General features: G+C 42.3%; 15 protein-coding genes and 1 riboswitch. Of the genes, 6 read left to right on the top strand and 9 right to left on the bottom strand.

The annotated features are described in order from the left end of the window. The first annotated feature begins 4 nt into the window (after positions 1–4). From C3007_RS03080 to alr, 3 genes are all read left to right on the top strand, one after another. Positions 5–997: a DUF2891 domain-containing protein gene (locus C3007_RS03080; RefSeq protein WP_103853043.1), complete on the top strand. Its 993-nt coding sequence runs from the start codon at positions 5–7 to the stop codon at positions 995–997. A gap of 189 nt (positions 998–1,186) precedes the next feature. After that, entirely contained in the window at positions 1,187–2,590 is a 1,404-nt protein-coding gene (locus C3007_RS03075; protein WP_103853042.1) for a replicative DNA helicase, read from the top strand. A 5-nt stretch (positions 2,591–2,595) separates the two neighbouring features. Next, positions 2,596–3,681: an alanine racemase gene (gene alr, locus C3007_RS03070; RefSeq protein WP_172459840.1), complete on the top strand. Its 1,086-nt coding sequence runs from the start codon at positions 2,596–2,598 to the stop codon at positions 3,679–3,681. A gap of 55 nt (positions 3,682–3,736) precedes the next feature. On the opposite strand, the gene C3007_RS11520 is transcribed toward alr, so the two are convergent. Beyond that, positions 3,737–4,000: a hypothetical protein gene (locus C3007_RS11520; protein ID WP_165779944.1), complete on the bottom strand. Its 264-nt coding sequence runs from the start codon at positions 3,998–4,000 to the stop codon at positions 3,737–3,739. A gap of 104 nt (positions 4,001–4,104) precedes the next feature. Here C3007_RS11520 and pgi point away from each other — a divergent pair, with 104 nt between their 5' ends. Both pgi and C3007_RS03055 read left to right on the top strand, forming a co-directional pair. After that, the gene (pgi, locus tag C3007_RS03060) at positions 4,105–5,751 is read left to right on the top strand and encodes a glucose-6-phosphate isomerase (RefSeq protein ID WP_103853040.1); all 1,647 of its coding nucleotides are present in this window, start codon (positions 4,105–4,107) and stop codon (positions 5,749–5,751) included. A gap of 164 nt (positions 5,752–5,915) precedes the next feature. After that, positions 5,916–7,304 carry a glucose/sorbosone family PQQ-dependent dehydrogenase gene (locus C3007_RS03055; protein WP_103853039.1) on the top strand — a complete coding sequence of 463 codons (1,389 nt, stop codon included), beginning with the start codon at positions 5,916–5,918 and terminating at the stop codon, positions 7,302–7,304. Positions 7,305–7,370: 66 nt separating this feature from the next. Here C3007_RS03055 and C3007_RS03050 read toward each other — a convergent pair whose 3' ends face one another. The 4 genes from C3007_RS03050 to C3007_RS03035 all read right to left on the bottom strand — a co-directional run bounded on the left by C3007_RS03050 (position 7,371) and on the right by C3007_RS03035 (position 12,660). Beyond that, the gene (locus C3007_RS03050; RefSeq protein WP_103853038.1) at positions 7,371–7,694 is read right to left on the bottom strand and encodes an HI1450 family dsDNA-mimic protein; all 324 of its coding nucleotides are present in this window, start codon (positions 7,692–7,694) and stop codon (positions 7,371–7,373) included. A 108-nt stretch (positions 7,695–7,802) separates the two neighbouring features. Beyond that, on the bottom strand, positions 7,803–10,442 hold the full coding sequence (gene ppc, locus C3007_RS03045; RefSeq protein WP_103853037.1) for a phosphoenolpyruvate carboxylase: 2,640 nt from the start codon (positions 10,440–10,442) through the stop codon (positions 7,803–7,805). Between the two features lie 230 nt (positions 10,443–10,672). Next, positions 10,673–11,677: an HTH-type transcriptional repressor PurR gene (purR, locus tag C3007_RS03040; protein WP_103853036.1), complete on the bottom strand. Its 1,005-nt coding sequence runs from the start codon at positions 11,675–11,677 to the stop codon at positions 10,673–10,675. A gap of 380 nt (positions 11,678–12,057) precedes the next feature. Then, positions 12,058–12,660, bottom strand: a complete 603-nt coding sequence (locus tag C3007_RS03035; protein ID WP_103853035.1) for a peroxiredoxin C — start codon at positions 12,658–12,660, stop codon at positions 12,058–12,060. 158 nt (positions 12,661–12,818) lie between these two features. Between C3007_RS03035 and metC the strand changes: the two genes are divergently transcribed. After that, entirely contained in the window at positions 12,819–14,012 is a 1,194-nt protein-coding gene (gene metC / locus C3007_RS03030; RefSeq protein WP_103853034.1) for a cystathionine beta-lyase, read from the top strand. A 60-nt stretch (positions 14,013–14,072) separates the two neighbouring features. Here metC and C3007_RS03025 read toward each other — a convergent pair whose 3' ends face one another. The 4 genes from C3007_RS03025 to acnB form a co-directional block, all read right to left on the bottom strand. After that, entirely contained in the window at positions 14,073–15,122 is a 1,050-nt protein-coding gene (locus C3007_RS03025; RefSeq protein ID WP_103853033.1) for an ABC transporter substrate-binding protein, read from the bottom strand. Positions 15,123–15,124: 2 nt separating this feature from the next. After that, on the bottom strand, positions 15,125–16,240 hold the full coding sequence (locus tag C3007_RS03020; protein ID WP_103853032.1) for a metallophosphoesterase: 1,116 nt from the start codon (positions 16,238–16,240) through the stop codon (positions 15,125–15,127). An 81-nt stretch (positions 16,241–16,321) separates the two neighbouring features. After that, positions 16,322–17,380, bottom strand: coding sequence for an ABC transporter substrate-binding protein (locus tag C3007_RS03015; protein ID WP_103853031.1), 1,059 nt, complete (start codon positions 17,378–17,380; stop codon positions 16,322–16,324). Positions 17,381–17,477: 97 nt separating this feature from the next. Continuing rightward, positions 17,478–17,580, bottom strand: a riboswitch (TPP riboswitch). 221 nt (positions 17,581–17,801) lie between these two features. Further along, entirely contained in the window at positions 17,802–20,408 is a 2,607-nt protein-coding gene (gene acnB, locus C3007_RS03010) for a bifunctional aconitate hydratase 2/2-methylisocitrate dehydratase (RefSeq protein ID WP_103853030.1), read from the bottom strand. Between the last annotated feature and the right edge of the window lie 42 nt (positions 20,409–20,450).

Genomic DNA, 20,450 nt, shown 5'->3' with positions numbered 1-20,450 from the left:
AAGTATGAAACTCACTCAACAACAGGCGACTGAATTTGCCAATATGCCCTTGCAATTTTTACGCCAAGAATACCCAAATCATATAATGCACCTGCTTAATTCTGAAGCCGATGTGCAATCGCCACGTCAGCTACACCCGATTTTTTACGGCTGTTTTGACTGGCATTCTGCGGTACACGGTTATTGGCTTTTATTACGCTGTGTAAAAATTTATCCTAATTTAGACAGCAAAGCGGAGATCGAAAAATTATTCGCCGAACATTTCACGGCAGAAAATGTGGCGCACGAGTTGGCTTATTTTCACGCGCCATTCCGTGCTTCTTTTGAACGCCCTTATGGTTATGCGTGGATCTTGGCACTTGCTCAAGAGCTTAAACAATCCGACTTACCGCAAGCAGCGCAATGGTATGAATTATTGCAACCGCTCACCTTAGATATTCGCCAAAAATTACTCGATTATCTAGGTAAATTAAGCTATCCAATTCGTGTTGGAACGCATTTTAACACCGCCTTTGCATTGGTTTTGGCGTTGGATTATGCAAGAGCAATGCAGGATCAAGAATTGGAAAATGCCATTTTACAGGCAACTGAACGTTATTATCGCCAAGATAAAAATTACCCTGCCAATTATGAACCCGCCGGGGACGATTATCTTTCAGGCGCATTAACGGAAGCCTTATTAATGAGCAAAGTGTTAGCGGATTTCCCAGCTTGGTTTGCAGAGTTCTTGCTGGAACAGCAGCTCAACACTTTGCTAAGTCCGGCAGAAGTGAGCGATCGTGCTGATCCAAAAATTGCCCATTTAGATGGCTTAAATCTCAGCCGTTCGTGGTGCTTTAAACACATCGCGAAAGCGCTACCAGCGGATCACGCCTTACAAACAGCGCTTAAAAATGCCATTCAACAGCATCTGCAAGCGAGCTTAGATCACGTTGTAGGCAGCCATTACAGCGGTGCGCACTGGCTTGCAACTTTTGCCTTGTTGGCGTTGGAATAATCCATCATTTTGCTTTCGCTTAAAAAGCAAACGATAAAAACTTGAGAAAAAATAACCGCACTTTGAGCGAATAGCCAATGTTGCGGTTTTCTTTTGATCAGAAATAAAATCCTCTTTTCTTTTTCTTAATTCTCCCTGCAATTTGGTATATGATAGGCATAAATTTTTATCGTAATCAAAAACGGATTTATGGCGAAACAATACCCTTCAAGCTCGAAAGATAAAAAAGTTGATCAGATTAACATTCCCCCTCATTCCATTGAAGCAGAACAAGCGGTTATCGGCAGTATGTTGCTGACAGATGCCCATTGGGACGCCGTATCTGAGCGCATTATTGCCGAAGATTTTTACACCTTTGAGCATCGTCTGATTTTTCAGCACATAATGAATTTGATCCGCAACAATAAACCTGTGGATCTTTTAACCTTAGATGAAACCTTAAAAGCCGCTGGCGTGAGCGAAGAAGTGGGCGGTTTTGCCTATTTAGCCGAGCTTTCAAAAAATACGCCAAGTGCAGCGAACGTGCTGACTTATGCTGATATTGTACGCGAAAAAGCCATTTTGCGTGAGCTAATTGCGTCCAGTAACAAAATTGCTGAAATGAGCTATCAAACCAAAGGGCGAGATGTTAAAGAAATTCTTGATGATGCCGAACGCGAAGTGTTTAGCATTGCAGAAAAGCGTACCACGGCGACCGAAGGGCCGCAAAATATCATTGATATTTTAGATAAAACCATTGATAAAATTGAATTGCTAAGCGCGAGCGAAACCCATAACGGGGTAACTGGGGTAACCACAGGGTTTATTGATTTAGACCGTAAAACAGCAGGCTTGCAACCTTCTGATTTAATTATTGTCGCCGCACGCCCTTCTATGGGGAAAACCACCTTTGCGATGAACTTGTGTGAAAATGCCGCATTAGCCAGTGATAAACCTGTGCTAGTGTTCAGTTTAGAGATGCCATCAGAACAAATTATGATGCGTTCCTTAGCCTCTCTTTCTCGTGTGGATCAAACGAAAATCCGCACAGGGCAAGGTTTAGATGAAGGGGATTGGGCGAAAATTGCCAGCACTTTAGGGGTGTTTAAACAAAAGCCAAATTTGTACATTGATGACTCTTCAGGCTTAACGCCAACTGAATTGCGTTCTCGTGCAAGGCGAGTGTACCGCGAACACGGAGGCTTAAGTCTCATTATGGTGGATTACTTGCAGTTAATGCGTGCGCCAGCTTTTTCTGATAACCGAACCTTAGAAATAGCAGAAATTTCGCGTTCTTTGAAAGCCTTAGCCAAAGAGTTAGAAGTGCCAGTGATTGCCCTTTCTCAGCTTAACCGTACCTTGGAAAATCGCGCGGATAAACGCCCGGTAAACTCAGATTTGCGTGAGTCAGGCTCCATTGAACAAGATGCGGATTTGATTATGTTTATTTATCGCGATGAAGTGTATAACGATAATTCGGAAGAAAAAGGCATTGCGGAAATTATTATCGGTAAACAGCGTAATGGCCCAATTGGTAAAGTGCGGTTGAAATTTAACGGACAATTTTCCCGTTTTGACAACCTTAAAGATCAACCAGAATATATTCACGAGTAGGCATTATGATTGATGTAAAACCTGCAACAGCAAAAATTAGTTCGCACGCATTAAGACACAATATCGAAGTGATCAAACAAAAAGCGCCAAATAGCAAAGTGATCGCGGTGGTAAAAGCCAATGCCTATGGACACGGCGTGGCCTTTGTGGCGTCCGTGTTGGAAGAATTGGTCGATTGCTTTGGTGTCGCACGTTTAGAAGAAGCGCTGACGCTGCGTTCCAACGGCATTACCAAGCCCATTTTATTATTAGAAGGCTTTTTCCGCGCCAAAGATTTGCCGATTATTGCGGTGAATAATATCCAAACTATCGTGCATAACAAAGAACAATTACAAGCTTTACAGCAAGCCGATTTACCTAACCCGATTAAAGTCTGGCTTAAAATTGACACAGGAATGCACCGCCTTGGCGTAGCCTTAGATGAAGTGGAAGCATTTTGCCAAGCCCTTGAAAAATGCCCAAATATTGAACCGCACTTTGGTTTTGTTAGCCATTTTAGCCGTGCTGATGAATTAGAATCTGATTACACGCAAAAACAACTTAACGCCTTTCTTCAAGCTACCGAAAATAGAGCAGGGGAGCGTAGCATTGCGGCATCAGGTGGCATTTTATTTTGGCACGAAGCGCATTTAGATTGGATTCGCCCCGGCATTATTTTATACGGCATTTCGCCGAACAATGTGCCAAGCCGAGAATACGGCTTAATTCCTGTGATGACGCTAACTTCATCATTGATTGCGGTGCGCGATCATAAAAAAGGCGAACCCGTGGGCTATGGCGGAAAATGGGTGAGCGAACAAGACACCAAAATTGGCGTGGTCGCCATTGGCTATGGCGATGGTTATCCAAGAGATATGCCAATGGGAACGCCGGTTTATCTTAACGGTCGCCTTGTGCCAATTGTGGGCAGAGTATCAATGGATATGCTCACTGTTGATCTCGGCAAAGATAGCCAAGATCAAGTGGGCGATGAAGTGATCCTATGGGGTAAGGTATTACCTATTGAAGAAATCGCAGCAATAAGTGGCATTTTAAGTTATGAATTAATAACAAAACTCACCCCACGAGTTTTGACGGAATATGTGGATTAAATATGTGTAGCATTTTGGGTTCCCTTTCAGCGTTGCCCGAATGGAAGTTAAATTTTTAGGCGAAAAAAATTGTAATTTTGCGAAGCAAAATCTCTTTTTTCGCCGCCCGAAAAATTTGACTGGAATGAGGACAAAAAACATTGTTTTTTGAGCGTTGCTTTAGCAACGACCCGATAGGGTGAGCAAGTGAACGAGGTGAACTTGCGAATAACAGCAACGCTGCAAGGGTGTGTTTATTCGCTTTGCTCACCCTATATGGGCTGTTACCTGCGGTAACATTCAACGCTTTGCGTTGTCTTTTGCCTACTTTGCTTTGCACAAGCAAAGAAAAGTAGGTCGCCCTTCAGGGCGAAACCTGAATTGCTATAAGGTTATTTAACTGATTAATTTTGAATTTATTTTACTATTAAGAAGGAAACTCAAATGAAAAACATCAACCCAACCACCACTAACGCGTGGAAAGCCTTAGAACAACACAAAAGCAACCTAGGTGAAACCACGATTCAGCAATTATTTGCGCAAGAACCGAATCGTTTTAAAGATTATTCTTTAACCTTTGATAACGAGATTTTGGTGGATTACTCAAAAAATAATCTTACCCAAGAAACCTTAGGGTTATTACGTCAATTAGCCGAAGAATGTGGCTTGCAAGAAGCAACAGAAGCAATGTTCACCGGGGAAAAAATTAACCGCACAGAAAACCGTGCCGTGTTGCACACCGCATTGCGTAATCGCTCAAATACCCCAGTATTAGTGGACGGCAAAGATGTAATGCCAGAAGTGAATGCGGTGTTGGCGAAAATGAAATCTTTCTGCGACCGTGTGATTTCGGGCGAATGGAAAGGCTACACTGGCAAAGCCATCACCGATGTGATTAATATTGGTATCGGCGGTTCAGATTTAGGACCTTATATGGTAACTGAAGCGCTACGCCCTTACAAAAATCATCTCACGATGCACTTTGTGTCTAACGTGGACGGTACGCACATCGCCGAAACCTTGAAAAAAGTGAACCCAGAAACCACCCTAGTGCTAGTGGCATCAAAAACTTTCACCACACAAGAAACAATGACCAACGCCAATTCTGCGCGTGATTGGTTCTTAGCTAGTGCGAAAGATGAAGCGCATATTGCAAAACATTTCGCCGCACTTTCAACGAACGCAAAAGAAGTTGAAAAATTCGGCATTGATACCGCAAATATGTTTGAATTCTGGGATTGGGTTGGCGGACGCTATTCCTTATGGTCAGCCATCGGTTTATCTATCGCCCTTTCTATCGGCTTTGAAAACTTTGAAGCCTTGTTATCGGGGGCGCACGAAATGGATAAACATTTCCGCACTGCACCACTGGCTGAAAATATCCCTGCGACGCTTGCCTTAGTGGGGTTATGGAACACCAATTTCCTTGGCGCACAAACAGAAGCTATCTTGCCTTATGACCAATATTTACACCGTTTCGCTGCCTATTTCCAACAAGGCAATATGGAATCAAACGGAAAATATGTGGGACGTGATGGCAAAGTGGTGGATTACCAAACAGGCCCAATTATCTGGGGTGAACCGGGGACAAACGGACAACACGCGTTCTATCAATTAATTCACCAAGGGAAAATCTTAATTCCTTGTGATTTCATTGCCCCAGCGCAAACTCACAACCCACTTTCAGATCATCACCTGAAATTATTGTCTAACTTCTTCGCCCAAACTGAAGCTCTTGCTTTCGGTAAAACCAAAGAAGAAGTGGAAGTAGAATTTGTCAAAGCGGGCAAATCCCTTGATGAAGTGAAAGACATTGTGCCATTTAAAGTGTTCACTGGTAACAAACCAACCAACTCAATTTTATTGCAAAAAATCACCCCATTTAGCTTGGGCGCACTCATTGCAATGTACGAACACAAAATCTTCACTCAAGGTGTGATTTTCAACATTTTCAGCTTTGACCAATGGGGCGTAGAGCTTGGTAAACAGCTCGCCAACCGCATTTTACCAGAGCTTGAAAACAACAACGAAATCACCAGCCACGACAGCTCAACCAACGGTTTAATCAACCAATACAAAGCGTGGCGTTAATTCATTTCTAATTTGAAAATAAAAAGTGCGGTGATTTTTCACCGCATTTTTTTCGTATCAATAAAATGTTTCCTAGCAAGAAAAACACCTTTTCCAATAATAGGTATTGGTACGTTTTAGCTTGTGGTACAATCCGCGCACTTTTTTAACCTTAGGAGAAAATAATGAAAAAATTAGCTTTTGCAGGGGCATTATTTGCTTTTGCAGCAACAAGTGCCAGTGCCATCGATGTGGTAAGCAAAGATGGCAAGGTGGATTTTGGTTCACGTTTTGAAGCAACGGTTATCGCTAACAATGTGGATGGCGGTTGGGAGATGATCTGGGGGCCGAAAGAGCAACTTTGGCTAACAGAACGTGCAGGTAGAAATATCGTGAGCATTGATCCAAAAACGGGTGAGAAAACCGTGTTGTATCATTTTGCTAATGCTTATGAGAAATTCCCACATCAAGGCGTGTTAGGGTTAGCCTTAGATCCAAATTTTGATGCGGGTGAACCTTATGCTTATGCAGCTTATACTTATGTTGATGGGGAGAAAAAATTCGCTCGTATTGTACGCTTAACTTATGATGCGAAAGCCAATAAATTAGGCGATGAGCAAATTGTGATTGACCACATTATCGCAGGCGTGGATCACAATGCAGGACGCATTAAATTCGGCCCAGATGGCAAACTTTATTACACCACGGGTGATTTAGGTTATAACCAAGGTAAACACGTTTGTGATGAAATTACTTCACAAAAATTGCCAACGGCTGAACAAGTGAAAAATCACGATCACAGTGCTTATAACGGCAAAACCTTGCGTATCAACAAAGATGGCTCAATCCCTGATGATAACCCTGTAATTAAAGGCGTGAAAAGCCACGTTTATACTTATGGACACCGCAATCCACAAGGTTTAGTGTGGGTGGGGAATCACCTTTATAGCACAGAACAAGGCCCATCAAGTGATGATGAATTGAATAAACTTGAAGCAGGTGGAAACTACGGCTGGCCACACGTTGCAGGCTTTAAAGATGATTTAGCCTATGTTTATGCGAATTATTCTGCAGCGGTAAATTGTCCGACAGTGAAATACGATCCGAATGTGATCCCGGAAGGCGTGCCAACGCAAAAAGAAACGGATTATAAAGAGCCAGTTGTTGATCCGGTGAAAACTTTCTTCACCGTGAACAATGACTACAATTACACCAACGCTACTTGTGGTAAATTGGCTTATATTTGTTGGCCAACCATTGCCCCAGGTAATGCGGTATATTATCCGAAAGACGGCGTTATTCCTGAGTTCCGTAATTCATTATTATTAGCAACCTATAAGAGCGGTTCGATTTATCAAGTAAAAATGAATGAAGACGCAAGCAATGTGCAAGGGGATACGGCAAAATATTTCACCAGCGCAAACCGTTATCGCAATGCGTTAGTGAGCCCTGATACCCGCAAAATCTATGTGGTAACAGATAATATGGGGAACGGTCGCCAATTAGATGACACACCAACATCAAAAATGGCAAACCCAGGATCAATTATTGTGTTTGAGTATATCGGTCAATAATTCTTCTTTTAAATAGAAAAGTGCGGGTGAAAAATTTAAAAAAATTTCACCGCACTTTTTATCGCATTATTTTTTCCAAATAATATGATATTGACGATCTTCTTCTTGATGAGAAATGAGGAATTTCGCGAAAATATCGTCCATTTCGTCTTGCTCATTGACTAAGCCGATCCAAACTTCAGCATATTCTTCAGGATCAATTAGCACGCCGATTTCTTCTTCCCAATCTTCTGCGGTTTCGACAAATTCCACCGCACCGCGTTCTTCAAATTGGAGATTAAAAAGCAGAATATCTGCGGGATCAAGATTTTCCCCAGCCATTTCAAGAAAAATATCGTAGGCAATATCAATGGCTGTATCGGGATCGAGTTTTTGTTTTTGTTCTGTCATTGGTTGTCTTATTTAGGTGAAAAGGGTAGCTATCATAACATAAGAATAATGGCGAAAGAAAAAGTGCGGTGATTTTCCACCGCACTTTATTTTTTGCTCGATTAGCTTTTAGCCCGTATTACGCATTCCCGCTGCGATACCTGTGATGGTGATCATCAAGGCTTGTTCAACATCAGGATTTGGATTTTCTGGGTTTTCACGCAAGCGGCGTAATAATTCCACTTGTAATAAGTTAAGTGGGTCGGTGTAAATATTACGCAGCGCAATAGATTCGGCAATCCAAGGAAGATCAGACATTAATTGATCTTCGTGCGATAAAGACAGAATTGTTTGAATATCCGCTTTTAATTGTTCGCGTAATGATTGCCCTAAGTACCACAATTCAGGTTTCACAAGGTGCTGATCGTAATGCTCTGAAAGCCAAGTGTCGGTTTTGCTGAATACCATTTCCAACATTCCGATACGCGTAGAGAAGAACGGCCATTGTTTACACATTTCTTCGATCACATCACCTTTGCCTTGCTCAATAGCTAAACGCACGGAAGCGCCTGCACCAAGCCAAGCTGGAAGCATTAAGCGGTTTTGCATCCACGCGAAAATCCAAGGAATAGCACGCAAGCTTTCTACCCCACCATTTGGATTACGTTTTGCAGGGCGTGAACCCAATGGTAATTTTGACAGCTCTTGTTCTGGCGTTGCAGAACGGAAATAAGGCACGAAATCTTTATCACCACGCACCACGCCACGGTAAATTTCGCAAGACGTGGTAGAAAGCTCGTCCATCACTTCACGCCACGCAGTTTTTGGCTCTGGCGGTGGTAATAAATTGGCTTCTAAAATTGCGCTGGCATAAAGATCTAAACTGCCCACAGCTACGGCTGACAAGCCCAGTTTAAAGCGGATCATTTCCCCTTGTTCAGTAACACGCAAGCCGTTTTTCAATGAGCGTGGTGGTTGAGAAAGTAACGCTGCGTGTGCTGGTGCGCCGCCACGTCCGATTGTGCCGCCACGTCCGTGGAATAAGGTGAGCTCAATGCCGAGTTCTTCGCACAAATTCACTAGCTGTTCTTGCGCACGATATTGCGCCCAAGAAGCCGCCATCATTCCTGCGTCTTTGGCACTGTCGGAATAGCCGATCATCACCATTTGTTTGTTGTCAATCACGCCACGATACCAACCGATATTGAATAATTGGCGCATTACCTCTTCAGACGCATCTAAGTCATCAAGAGTTTCAAACAATGGCACAACAGGCAAATGATAAGGCACGCCCGCTTCTTTCAAGAGTAAATGCACGGCAAGCACGTCAGAAGCCGTGCGCGCCATAGAAATAATGTAGCAGGAAATCACGCCCTCTGGCTGTTCTGCGATCACTTTACAGGTATCTAACACTTCTTGCGTTTCTGCTGAAGGTTGCCAATCACGCGGTAACAGTGGGCGGCGTGAGCTTAATTCACGGATTAAGAACGCTTGTTTGTCATCTTCCGTCCATTGTGAATAATCGCCTAAACCGATATAACGGGTGATTTCCGCAATGGCATCGCTATGACGTGTACTTTCTTGGCGAATATCAAGGCGAGAAAGGGATAAACCAAAGCAACGGATACGGCGTAAGCAATCAAGTAGCGCGCCGTTAGCGATAATGCGCATTCCGCATTGATGTAGAGATTGATAACAATCGTAAAGGGGTTCCCAAAGCTGTTCGTCATCAGTGAGCAGTTCTTGCTCAGTTACAACTGGGGTTCTGCCCTCCAATAAATCGCCGTAATACGCCACGGTTTTGATCAATTTGCTACGCAAATCTTTCACCACAAAACGGTAAGGCTCTAGGTGATCGCCATATTTAGCACGAAATTCTGGCGTGCATTCAATCACAGAAAGTTCATCAGCAAGTAATTTAATGTCTTCTAAAAAGAGTTCTGCGGCTTTCCAACGATTCATCAGCAACACTTGGCGGGTGGTTTGCGCGGTAACAAATGGGTTTCCATCACGGTCACCGCCCATCCAAGAAGAAAAACGCACAGGGGCAAGATCCACTGGCAGCTGCACCGCAAAATTTTTCTCTAAATGGAAGTTAAATAAACGGCAGAATTCTGGCACGGCTTTCCATAAACTGTTTTCAATCACCGCCATTCCTGCTTTGGCTTCATCAACGGGCGTTGGACGTTGAGTACGAATTTCATTGGTATGCCAAGCAAGAGCAATCAGCTGCATTAAGCGGCGTTTAAGTTTGGTGGTTTCCGCTTCGGTTAAATCATCGTGTTCCAAACGGCTTAAACAGCGGTTGATTTCAACGTGTTTATGCCCGAGTGAACGGCGTGTTACCTCTGTTGGGTGAGCGGTAAGCACCAGCTCAATAATCAGTTTCTGTACCGCATCAAGCACTTTTTCTGTTGGCACATTTTGCGCTTTTAAGCGTTGAAAGAGCGCTTCTAAGGTACGGTCGGAAGACTCTTGGTCAATATGCTGACGGGAAATGGTTTGATATTGCTCAGCAATATTGGTGAGGTTTAAGAAGTGGCTAAAAGCACGCGCCACAGGAATGATGTTTTCATCGGAAATCGTGGCTAGTATTTCAAGCAATTGTTCACGGGATTTTTCATCACCTGCACGGGAATTTCTTGATAACACGCGAATTTTTTCAATTAAATCAAGAATTTCACTACCTTGCGCATCACTAATGGTTTCCCCTAAGAAATGCCCAAGCATATTGATGTTGTTACGCAGCGTTGTGTATTGTTGGATCATAAGCACCTCACAAAAAAGTAAATTCGTTTTCTGAGATAGATATAATCAAAAATAGGGAAAAAGGTCAATTATTTAAAAGATAAAAAATAATATAATCAAAAGTGCGGTGGTTTTTTCTATGAATTTTTCTAATTTTTTTATATAAAATCTAAATAAGTTACAAATTTGTTAAAAATAGAAATAAAAATGCCCGCACTTAACGGGCATTGTACTAAGAGGATAAATTGGCGTTAATTACATTTTTTCACCGAGCTACGGATCACCAATTCAGGGTGCATTTCAATAATTTCGTGCTGTCCTGATTTCTCACTAATGCGTTGGAACAATAAGTTCACCGCTTGTGCACCTAAACGAGATTTAGACTGGTGTATCGTAGTGAGTGGCGGCGAATAAAAACGTGAGGCGTGGATATTATCATAGCCAATAATGGAAATATCATCAGGCACTTTCAGCCCTTTTTCACCAATGGCAGAAATTGCGCCTAGCGCCATTACATCATTACAGCAAAACACGGCGGTTGGCAGTTCATCTTGCCTTAAGATTTTATTCATACATTCATAACCGTCTTCTGGCTCAAAAAAGCCCTCCATCACCCAGTTAGGATTGATGGGTAAATTGGCGTCTTCCATTGCTTTAACAAAGCCTTCATAGCGTGTTTTGGCAGTGGTTTTAATTAATTCTCCTGCGATAATACCAATAGCTTTATGTCCGTTATCAATCAGATATTTGGTTGCCATATAACCGCCCTCAAAGCTGTTATCTTGAATAATATCTGTGTTTTGATTATTCGGCCCCCAATCCATTACCACCATTGGAATGTCCGTAAAATTCGCCAATAGATCAAGAGAATCTTGCGTATATTCTGCACACATTACCAATACGCCGTCCACGCGTTTTTTGGCTAACATTTCTAAGTGATTTTTTATTTTTTCAGGTTCATTTTGCGTGTTACATAAAAATAAAGAATAGCCTTGGCGATAACAATGCTCTTCCACGGCGTGAATAATTTCCGCAAAATAAGGGGCTTCACTGGTGGTAACGATCATTCCAATGGATTTTGTGGTGTTGACTTTCAAGCTTCTTGCCACCGCACTTGGCGAATAATTCAGTGCTTGAATGGCCTCGCGTACTTGCTTTTCTGTTTCAGGTGCAACAAAGCGGGTTTTATTGATCACGTGGGATACTGTGGTGGTGGACACGCCCGCCATTTTTGCCACATCTTTAATTGTTGCCATAGTTCCTCCAAAAAATTTTGGCTATTATAAGGGGCGAAATGGAATTGTTAAGGTTTATTGTGAAAAAATTTGCGTTTCATCACAGCTTTTTATCGTTTGTTTAAGAAATTTTCTTTTTTTCGCAATTTTGCTATAATCCCGAGAAATTTTATCAACTTTTAGGAATAAATTATGGGTACATTTGGCTATGCAATGATGATGGTAGTTCTTTCACTGAGCGTGATCCTTGTTCTTGCATCATCAATTTTTTAATGATTTGATCCAAAGAAAAGCTAAGTTTAATTAAACTTAGCTTTTTTATTGTGTCTTTGATGCAAAAAATAAGCCCTACATTTGTAGGGCTTATTGTGTTCCTAAATAAAATCAAACGAAATAGAAAATTAAAGTTTATCTGCGTTTTGTTTTAAGTATTTTGCAACGCCTTCTGGGCTGCCAGTCATACCTTCTTTACCTTTTTCCCATTGAGCTGGGCAAACTTCACCGTGCTCTTCGTGGAATTGTAACGCATCTACCATACGGATCATTTCGTCAATGTTACGACCAAGTGGAAGATCGTTTACAACTTGGTGACGAACTACGCCATCTTTGTCGATTAAGAATGAAGCGCGAAGTGCAACGCCTGCTTCTGGGTGTTCAATACCGTAAGCTTGTGCGATGTCGTGTTTAACGTCTGCAACCATTGCGAATTGAACTTCACCGATACCACCTGCTTCAACAGAGGTTTTACGCCACGCATTGTGAGTGAATTGAGAGTCGATAGATACACCAACCACTTCAACACCGCGGTTTTTGAATTCTTGATAACGGTGATCGAATGCGATGATTTCAGATGGACATACGAAAGTAAAGTCTAAAGGCCAGAAGAAGATAACTGCTGGTTTACCTTTGATATGTTCTTTTAAGTTAAAGTTATCAACGATTTCACCGTTGCCTAATACTGCTGATGCAGTAAAATCTGGTGCTTGACGAGTTACTAATACCATAGTACAAATCTCCTATAAAAAATTGATGATAGATATGCTTAAACAACAATAAGCGTAAATCGGCAAATATTCTAAAGAAAAGCACCGCACTTGAATAGCTGTTTTTATCTATTAAATTGATTATTTTTACCTAAGTTTAATAAAAGTAAGGAAAATTTATGAAAGCAAATACCACATCAAATACTACTTTTGTCCACGCTGGACGCAAAAAGAGAATGACGCAAGGCAGCGTCAATCCAGTGATTCAGCGAGCTTCTTCGCTGGTTTTTGATTGCCTTGCAGACAAAAAAGAAGCGGGCAAAAATCTCACCAAAGGGGCGTTATATTATGGCCGCCGCGGCACGCTCACTCATTTTGCTTTGCAAGATTTAATGTGTGAATTAGAAGGCGGCGCGGGTTGTTATCTTTACCCTTGTGGCGCAGCTGCCGTAACCAATGCGATTCTATCTTTTGTTGCCACAGGGGATCATATTTTGATGACGGGGGCGGCTTATGAGCCAACTCAAGTATTCTGCAATGTGATTTTGCAAAAAATAGGCGTGAGTACCACTTATTATGATCCGCTTATGGGCGCGGAAATCGCCACTTTAATGCAGCCTAATACCAAAGTGGTGTTTTTAGAATCACCAAGTTCACTCACGATGGAAGTGCCTGATATTCCTGCAATTGTCAAAGCCGTGCGTGCGGTGAATCCTGACGTAGTAATAATGATTGATAATACTTGGGCAGCTGGTGTGTTGTTTAAGGCATTGGAACACGATATTGATATTTCGATCCAAGCTGGCACGAAATATTTAGTGGGCCATTCCGATGCAATGATTGGCACGGCGGTGTCTAACGCCCGTTGTTGGGATAAATTACGCGAACATTCTTATTTAATGGGGCAAATGGTAGATGCGGATACCGCTTATATGACTGCGCGCGGTATTCGTACCCTAGCGGTTCGCCTTAAACAACATCAAGAAAATAGCTTAAAAGTGGCACAATGGTTGGCTCAACAACCTGAAGTCAAAGCGGTGTATCACCCTGCTTTATCAAGCTGTCCGGGACACGAAAACTTTAAGCGTGATTTCACGGGCGCAAGTGGGTTGTTTTCTTTTGAATTAAACGAAAAATTAACCCAAGAGCAATTAGAACGTTTTATGGATCATTTTGAGCTCTTCTCAATGGCCTATTCTTGGGGTGGATTTGAATCTTTAATTCTGTATAACCAACCTGAAGAAATTGCCAAAATTCGTCCAAATATTGCACGCAAGCTCACTGGCACATTAATTCGTGTACATATTGGTTTTGAAGAGGTTGAAGATTTAATCGCTGATCTGAAAGCAGGCTTTGAACGCTTGAAAGGCTAAATTTGAAAGGCTAAAAGCACAGACCCCACCTCAAAAGTGGGGTCGTTTTTTGGCTAAAAATTAATTTTCTTTTTTCAGTTTGATTTCTTGTACCCATTTATTCACTAAACGTTTCCCTTCTTCCGCTGAGCCGAAGCGCTCGAAGTCAATATTAATTGGCTTTAAGGTTTTGGGATCAACGGATTTTGGTGAGGCGGTCGCATTCACATTGGTTGGAATTTGATACACACCTGCTTCACGCCATGGAATTTCTTGTGCTTCTTTAGATAGCGCCCAATCCACAAATAATTTCGCGTTATCTAAATTTCTTGCGCCTTTGATAATGCTTAATCCACCAAGGGAATAACTATCTCCCTCGCAAGGCAAAATGGCTTCCACCGGTGCGCCATTTTCTTTCTCCGTGGCATAACTATGCACAAATCCTACGCTTACCGCGCTTTCGCCGCGCGCTAGGTTGCTGGTAACTTGGTTGCTTTTCATATATTGCGACACGTTTGCATCAAGCTGTTTTAAATATTCAAAGGCTTTTTCTTCCCCTAAAAGCTCAATGAGCGTAACAATGGCCGTGTAAGTTGTACCAGAAAGCTGAGGATCTGGCACTTGAATTTGTCCTTTTAAGCGTGGATCGAGCAAATCTTTCCAGCATTTTGGATAGTCTTTAATACCGAGTTCAGCAAATTTTTCCGTATTCACGCCAAAGCCGAGCACAAGCATATACAAAATAGAGGTGAGATCCCCTTTTTTATCCAACAAGGCTTTAAATTGTGGCATTGTTTCCGCTTGTTTTGGTGAGCGATAAGGGCTAAGCAAGCCAAGATCTGCCGCCTGATAATGCAATTCGATTGTGCCGCCATACCACACGTCTGCTTGCGGATTATTTTGTTCCGCTTTTAACTTGGATAAGGTCGCCCCTGTGCTGTTACGCACAAATTGAGTTTGCACATTGTATTTTTTACTAAAGGTTTGAGTGATTTTTTCGCAAGTTGTGCTTTGCACACTGCAATATATTGTTAGCTTGCCTTCTGCGTGAACGGCATTAGAAAGTAGAGTAGCCGAGCCTAAACAAAGTGCGGTGTAAATTTTGCTTAAATTTTTATTTAGAAAGTTCATCATCACTCCTTTTCTTTCCCTTTCACATCAATAATAAACACTTCCGATTGCGATCCCAATCGCATTGGGATTCCCCAAAACCCATAACCTGAAGTTACGAAAAAATGTCCATTGCCAATTTTCTCATAACCATAATCTAAACGATATAACACTTTTGTGATCAAACTTGCGGGAAACACTTGCCCTTTATGGGCGTGGCCCGAAACTTGAATATCAATCGGCAAGGTGGAATGTTCCATAATTTCTGTTGGACGATGATCTAGCAGAAAAATCGGTAGCTCCCCTTTTGTTTTATCATTAGTTTTATCAAGTGCGGCTAAAATTTGCTTAGTTTTTGGCCGCGCTTTGAATAAATCATCATTGCGTCCAATCAGCACAAAACGGTTATCCACTTCTAGTGTCTGATCCATCAGAACCGTAATGCCCGCCTTGCGAATTTCTTTCGCAATGGCTTGTTGCTGACCAAAGAAATCGTGGTTGCCTAAGGTGGCATAAACCCCAAGGGGCGCACGCAGTTTCGCAAGATGCGGCTGCATTTTTTCTGCTACATAAGCGCGAATATTATCGTCCATAATATCGCCCGGCAGCAAAATAATATCCACCTTTTGTTCATTCATTATTTCAGCCAGTTGATCTAACTGTTTCCCACCAAATAAACGCCCAAGGTGAAAATCACTCGCCATTCCAATGCGTAATGGTTTGAATGGCTTATCCAGCTTAATTTCATAATGAACAACCTGAGGAACATAAGCATTATAAACGCTCAATCCAAGCAAGCCTGCTAAACCCAATGGATAACACCAAGATAAAGTGCGGTGTAATTTTGACTGAAATTTTTGTTTTCTAAAAATAAAGTAAATCGCCACGCACACCAAACTGACAAAACTGGCAAAGAGCAAAAACGCTAAAATAAACGCACTGGTGCGGAACATTGGGTAAATGCGCGACACAGTGAGCAAAATAATACTGTTTGCGCCGAGATAAGTAATAAGGGTTAAAATTTTACGACAAACAGGACTGGTATTTTGCAAATAAAGCCAAGATAACGTGCGGTTAAAAATATAAATGAAGAATTGTAAAAAAATAATACAAATTGCGAAAATAATTTGGTATCGCATTACGAACAGCTTTCCTAAAATAAAAAAATCATAAAGAGCGGTTATTTTTAACCGCACTTTATATTTTGTCAATGGAAAAGCTTAGTCGAGCTTAATTTCTTCAATCCAACGCTTAATCAAGCGCTTGCCTTCTTCATCTGAACCAAAGCGTTCAAAATCAAAGTCAATGAGTTTTAAGGTTTTTGGATCAGTGGAGTTTGGTGAGGCTTTGGCGTGAATATTGGTTGGAATTTGATACATTTTTTCTTCGCGCCACGCAATTTCTTGCGCTTCAGGCGTTAATGCCCAATCCATAAATAATTTTGCATTTTGTAAATTTCTTGCCCCTTTCAAAATGCTGATGCCGCCAAGGGAATAGCTGTCGCCTTCGCAAGGTAAAATGGCTTCCACAGGCGCACCGTTTTCTTTCTCGGTTTGATAACCATTAATAAAACCAATGGTTACCGCCGCATCACCACGAGAGAGATTGGATTTCTCTGTACCACTTTTAGCATATTGAGAAATATTTTTATCTAAGGCTTTCAGATAGCGGAAGGCTTCTTCTTCACCGAATAACTGTACTAGCGTTGCGATAAAAGTATAGCCCGTGCCAGTATTGCGCGGATCAGGCATTTGAATTTGATCTTTAAATTTAGGATCGGTTAAATCTTTCCAGCATTTTGGATAGTCTTTAATGCCTAATTGTTTGAATTTTTCCGTGTTTACGCCAATGCCTAACACAATAATGTAGCCAATGGAGGTAACATCGCCGTGTTTATCAAGCAGGGCTTTAAATTGTGGCATAGTTTCCGCTTGCAATGGCGAACGATAAGGCTCGAGTAAGCCTAATTGTGCGGCTTGAAAGTGCGGTTCAATTGTGCCGCCGTACCAAATATCCGCTTGAGGCAAGGCTTGCTCCGCTTTGATTTTAGCAAGGGTTGCACCCGTGCTGTTACGCACAAATTTGGTGTCCACGTTATATTTCTTGGCAAAAACTTTCGCCATTTTTTCGCAGACGGAATGTTGCACACTGCAATAAACCGTTAATCGCCCTTCAGCTTGCGCATTGTGGCTGAATAAAAATAGACTACCTGCAGCACAAATAGGGAGAAGCGATTTGGTTAAAAATGATGAGAAAAACGTCTTAAATTGCATTGTCATTTCCTTATTAACAAATGATTAAAAAGTGATATTGACGAGCAAGAAAGAAATTAGAAAGGTAAAGCAGAAAATTCCGCAAAATAAAGGCGTTTGCAAGAATATGATCTAATTAGTTTCCTACGTCAGCATTAACTGAATCAGGTTCACGGGTATTATCTCAGCTTGTTTGGATATTCCATCAAGCACCCCGACTAATTCTCGTTTAGTATAGAAAGAGCAGGCTAGGGCTGTCAATGAGAAAAAGGTTAAATGGCATTAATTAATGATGAAAAGATTTAATAAAAATAATGAAAAAAATTACCGCACTTTGCTTTTTATTTAGGAAAGAAAATAACTGCATTTTTATTTTTAATAAACAGAGAAAAAAGAAAAGTGCGGTGAAATTTTTTAATTTTTCACCGCACTTTTGTGATAGGCGTCATTAAGCTGGTGCTTGGAAGATCACTTGATCGGCTTTTTGTGTATATTGATTAAGTTGATCAAAATTCATATAGCGATAAGTGTCGTCTTTGTCTTGCTGTAAATCCGCTACATAGGCTTGGTATTCTTCTGGCGTTGGCAGTTTGCCGAGCAGTGCTGCTACGGCGGCGAGTTCTGCGGAAGCCAAATACACATTTGCGCCTTGTCCTAAGCGGTTCGGGAAGTTACGGGTGGAAGTGGACACCACGGTGGCGTTGTTTGCCACGCGCGCTTGGTTACCCATACAAAGTGAACAGCCTGGGATTTCAATACGCGCGCCACTTTTGCCGTAAATGCTGTAATAGCCTTCTTCTGTTAATAGGCTGGCGTCCATTTTAGTTGGAGGCGCAAGCCATAGACGCGTTGGAATCACGTCTTTGAATTTGGCTAATAATTTTCCAGCGGCACGGAAATGCCCAATGTTAGTCATACAAGAGCCAATAAACACTTCGTCAATTTTATCCCCTTGCACTTCAGAAAGCAGGCGAGCGTCATCAGGATCATTTGGTGCGCATAAAATCGGTTCTTTGATTTCGTTGAGATCGATTTCGATCACCGCGGCATATTCTGCATCAGGATCAGCGCTGAGCAATTCTGGGTTTTCTAACCATTTTTCCATTGCTTTGATACGGCGTTCAAGGGTGCGCGCATCGCCATAGCCTTCTGCAATCATCCATTTGAGTAACACGATATTGGAATTAAGATATTCAATAATCGGTTCTTTATCTAATTTGATGGTACAAGCCGCCGCAGAGCGTTCAGCAGAAGCATCGGAAAGCTCAAAAGCTTGTTCCACTTTAAGGTGTTCTAGACCTTCAATTTCTAAAATACGACCTGAGAAAATATTTTTCTTGCCTTGTTTTTCTACGGTGAGTAAGCCTTGTTGGATCGCATAATAAGGAATAGCGTGTACTAAATCACGCAAGGTGATCCCCGGTTGCATTTCCCCTTTGAAACGCACTAGCACGCTTTCAGGCATATCCAACGGCATTACACCTGTGGCAGCGGCGAACGCCACCAAACCTGACCCCGCAGGGAAAGAGATACCAATCGGGAAACGTGTGTGCGAATCGCCGCCAGTGCCTACGGTATCAGGCAATAACATACGGTTGAGCCAAGAGTGGATCACGCCGTCCCCTGGGCGCAGGGATACACCGCCACGGTTCATAATAAAATCTGGCAGGGTGTGATGAGTAACAACGTCCACCGGTTTTGGATAGGCAGCCGTATGGCAGAAAGATTGCATCACCAAATCTGATGAGAAACCTAAACAAGCGAGATCTTTTAGCTCATCACGGGTCATTGGGCCAGTGGTATCTTGCGAGCCGACTGAAGTCATTCTTGGTTCGCAATATTGCCCAGGGCGAATGCCCTCTACACCACAAGCGCGGCCGACCATTTTTTGTGCAAGGGTAAAGCCTTTGTGGTTATCCGCAACGGCTTGTGGTTTTGCGAACACATCATTATCGGGTAAGCCAAGGGATTGACGCGCTTTATGGGTTAGCCCACGTCCGATAATTAATGGAATACGTCCGCCTGCGCGTACTTCATCTAATAACACATTGGTTTTTAAGCTAAATTCAGCCAAAACTTCATCGCTATCGTGTTTGCAGATTTTGCCTTGGTATGGGTAAATATCAATGACATCGCCCATATTAAGCTTGCTAACGTCCACTTCAATTGGCAATGCCCCCGCGTCTTCTAAGGTGTTGAAGAAAATAGGGGCAATTTTTCCGCCTAATACCACGCCACCTGCACGTTTATTCGGAATGTAAGGAATATCTTCCCCCATAAACCATAGCACCGAGTTAGTGGCAGATTTGCGTGATGAACCTGTGCCGACCACATCGCCCACATAAGCAAGCGGATAGCCTTTTTCTTTTAACGCATTAATTTGTTGAATTGGCCCAATGTTGCCAGCGTCATCAGGCTGAATGCCTTCTCGTTCATTTTTCAGCATTGCTAAGGCGTGCAAAGGAATATCAGGACGCGACCACGCATCTTGCGCAGGGGAAAGATCGTCTGTGTTGGTTTCGCCCGACACTTTAAATACGGTAACGGTGATCTTTTCATCTAATTTTGGACGTGATAAATACCAGTCTGCATTCGCCCAAGATTCAAGAATTTGTTGCGCGTAAGGATTGCCTTGTTTGGCACGTTGTTCTACATCGTAGAAATTATCGAACATTAAAAGGGTAGAAGAAAGGGCGCTGACGGCATAAGGGGCAAGGGCTTCATTATCAAGGGCTTGTAGCAAGGGTTCAATATTATAACCGCCTTGCATTGTACCCAAAATTTGCACCGCACTTTCTGGGCTAATCAATGGCGAATGGGCCGTGCCATTGACAATTGCAGCAAGGAAGGACGCTTTGACATAAGCTGCTTCGTCCACCCCTGCTGGCACGCGGGTTTTAAAAAGCTCAAGGAGATAATCGGCTTGCTCAGCAGGGGGATTTTTTAATAATTCGATAAGCTGTGCGGTTTGTTCGGCATCTAATGGTTTTGGTACAACACCTTGTGCCGCACGTTCATCAATATGTTTTTGGTAATTTTGTAGAAAGTTTGACATTGTGTTTCCTCTTATTGCTTTTATCGTTAGGGGTAGCACTTT

Origin of the sequence: Avibacterium gallinarum, assembly GCF_002921135.1 — a bacterium.
Lineage (GTDB): Bacteria > Pseudomonadota > Gammaproteobacteria > Enterobacterales > Pasteurellaceae > Avibacterium > Avibacterium gallinarum.
The sequence above is the reverse complement of the archived record's forward strand: the minus strand, read 5'-3'. Positions and strand labels throughout refer to the sequence as shown.

Bases quoted from the DNA above. Each gene is read 5' to 3' on its own strand.
- C3007_RS03080 (WP_103853043.1), top strand. From the start codon at position 5: ATGAAACTCACTCAACAACAGGCGACTGAATTTGCCAATATGCCCTTG.
- C3007_RS03075 (WP_103853042.1), top strand. From the start codon at position 1,187: ATGGCGAAACAATACCCTTCAAGCTCGAAAGATAAAAAAGTTGATCAG.
- alr (WP_172459840.1), top strand. From the start codon at position 2,596: ATGATTGATGTAAAACCTGCAACAGCAAAAATTAGTTCGCACGCATTA.
- pgi (WP_103853040.1), top strand. From the start codon at position 4,105: ATGAAAAACATCAACCCAACCACCACTAACGCGTGGAAAGCCTTAGAA.
- C3007_RS03055 (WP_103853039.1), top strand. From the start codon at position 5,916: ATGAAAAAATTAGCTTTTGCAGGGGCATTATTTGCTTTTGCAGCAACA.
- C3007_RS03050 (WP_103853038.1), bottom strand. From the start codon at position 7,694: ATGACAGAACAAAAACAAAAACTCGATCCCGATACAGCCATTGATATT.
- ppc (WP_103853037.1), bottom strand. From the start codon at position 10,442: ATGATCCAACAATACACAACGCTGCGTAACAACATCAATATGCTTGGG.
- purR (WP_103853036.1), bottom strand. From the start codon at position 11,677: ATGGCAACAATTAAAGATGTGGCAAAAATGGCGGGCGTGTCCACCACC.
- C3007_RS03035 (WP_103853035.1), bottom strand. From the start codon at position 12,660: ATGGTATTAGTAACTCGTCAAGCACCAGATTTTACTGCATCAGCAGTA.
- metC (WP_103853034.1), top strand. From the start codon at position 12,819: ATGAAAGCAAATACCACATCAAATACTACTTTTGTCCACGCTGGACGC.
- C3007_RS03025 (WP_103853033.1), bottom strand. From the start codon at position 15,122: ATGAACTTTCTAAATAAAAATTTAAGCAAAATTTACACCGCACTTTGT.
- C3007_RS03020 (WP_103853032.1), bottom strand. From the start codon at position 16,240: ATGCGATACCAAATTATTTTCGCAATTTGTATTATTTTTTTACAATTC.
- C3007_RS03015 (WP_103853031.1), bottom strand. From the start codon at position 17,380: ATGACAATGCAATTTAAGACGTTTTTCTCATCATTTTTAACCAAATCG.
- acnB (WP_103853030.1), bottom strand. From the start codon at position 20,408: ATGTCAAACTTTCTACAAAATTACCAAAAACATATTGATGAACGTGCG.